The sequence below is a fragment of the Cupriavidus pauculus genome (genome assembly GCF_008801835.1).
GTDB lineage: Bacteria > Pseudomonadota > Gammaproteobacteria > Burkholderiales > Burkholderiaceae > Cupriavidus > Cupriavidus pauculus.
In genome coordinates this window covers 1-1,280 of the sequence record NZ_VZOW01000091.1, presented here as the reverse complement: position 1 = coordinate 1,280, position 1,280 = coordinate 1, and the positions used below count along the sequence as shown (strand labels likewise).

At 60.9% G+C, this 1,280-nt stretch carries 1 protein-coding gene and 1 other annotated feature; the gene reads right to left on the bottom strand.

The features are described 5' to 3' along the window. Nucleotides 1-1,229 (bottom strand): IS3 family transposase gene (locus tag F7R19_RS29505; RefSeq protein WP_150982961.1). Its coding sequence is split into 2 segments (ribosomal slippage), with 1,230 coding nucleotides annotated over them: nucleotides 1-941 and nucleotides 941-1,229; the frame shifts between segments, so codons are not numbered across the junction. This gene is flagged as partial in the annotation. Continuing rightward, nucleotides 835-951, bottom strand: a sequence feature (AL1L pseudoknot). It overlaps the preceding gene by 117 nt. Nucleotides 1,230-1,280: the final 51 nt, after the last annotated feature.

Below are 1,280 nucleotides of genomic sequence, written 5' to 3'. Positions count from 1 at the left end.
TAATAGCGGTTCAGCGGCAGGGATTTGAAGCTGCCTGTAGTAGTTTGCCTCAGCTTCGGCGGGCGGGATATTGCCAAGGGGTTCCATCAGCCGATGATGGTTGAACCAGGCTACCCATTCCAGTGTGGCCAGTTCAACGGATTCACGCGTTTTCCAGGCAGTACGACGATGGATCAACTCAGCCTTGTACAAGCCTTTGATCGTCTCGGCCAATGCATTGTCATAGCTTTCGCCCCGGCTACCAACCGACGGCTCGATGGCCGCCTCGGCCAAACGCTCGCTATAGCGAATGCTGACGTACTGCGACCCGCGGTCGGAGTGGTGGATGAGAGAGCCATCATTGCCAGGCTGGCGAGCGTAAAGCGCCTGTTCAAGTGCATCCAAAACGATGTCCGTGGTCATCGACGAACTGACCCGCCAGCCGACGATGCGCCGCGCGAACACGTCGATCACGAACGCCACGTACAGCCAACCCTGCCACGTCGAAACGTAGGTGAAGTCCGAAACCCAGAGCTGGTTCGGTCGCTCGGCTCTGAACTGACGGTTGACCAGGTCCGGCGGGCGCGCTGCTCTCGCATCTGGAGTCGTCGTGCGAACCCGTTTGCCGCGAATCGCGCCGCGCAAACTCTGCTGCCTCATCAGCCTCTCGACCGTACAGCGTGCCACCACGATGCCTTCCCGGTTCATCTGCTTCCAGACCTTGTCGGCCCCGTAGACCTGCATGTTGGCCTGCCAGACCCGCTTGATCTCGGGCCGAAGCCACTCATCGCGTTTGGATCGCGCAGAGCGCTGCGACGGATTGCGACGCTGCGCAGCATGGCGTCGGTAGCCCGACGGGGCAATCTGCAAGACCTTGCAGATCGGCTCGACCCCGAAGGCGTCGCGATGCTGATCGACAAAAGCCTTCAGGACTTCAATCGGCGGTCGAGCTCCGCCTGGGCGAAAAATGCGCTCGCCAGCTTCAGGATCTCGTTGGCGCGGCGCAACTCCTTGACTTCGCGCTCCAACGCCTTGAGGCGTTCACGCTCCGACGTAGTTACTCCGTCGCGCTCGCCGCTCTCGACTTGCTCTTGCTTGACCCACCCCAACAGCGTCTGGCTCGTGCAGCCAATCATTGGTGCGATGGACTCGACTGCGGCCCACAGCGACGGATGTTCGCTGCGCTGTTCTTGCACCAGACGTACGGCCCGCTCTCGGACCTCGGGGGAAAACTTGGTTTGCTTGCTCATGGCTCCATTCTCTCAAAGAGTGGAGCCTCCACTAAACCCGGGGCGGTTCAC